This window comes from Psychrobacter sp. CAL346-MNA-CIBAN-0220 (assembly GCF_040309805.1).
GTDB lineage: Bacteria > Pseudomonadota > Gammaproteobacteria > Pseudomonadales > Moraxellaceae > Psychrobacter.
This window is the reverse complement of the sequence record NZ_JBEOPF010000592.1, coordinates 1-248: the sequence shown is the minus strand read 5'-3', so window position 1 is coordinate 248 and position 248 is coordinate 1. Positions and strand designations below refer to the sequence as shown.

Below are 248 nucleotides of genomic sequence, written 5' to 3'. Positions count from 1 at the left end.
CGCTGCTGCTGAGAAAAAAGCATCTGGCATGGCTATGTCAATGCTTTCACATTATCCGGATAAGCGTAAATTAGTTAAAGCCATGACTGACTTAGCTCTTGAAGAGTTAATTCATTTTAAACAAGTGCTTAAACTATTAATTGAACGCGATACTACTTTGGGTGATGATAAAAAAGATCCATACATTAAACAAATTCGTGCACACTTTCGGCATGGTCGTGACGGTTTTTTAATGGACAGACTATTAG

General features: G+C 37.1%; 1 protein-coding gene. It reads left to right on the top strand.

From position 1 onward, the window contains the following. The coding region (gene miaE, locus AAEY88_RS14925) for a tRNA isopentenyl-2-thiomethyl-A-37 hydroxylase MiaE (protein WP_350563647.1) at nucleotides 1-248 on the top strand (248 nt) is incomplete at both ends.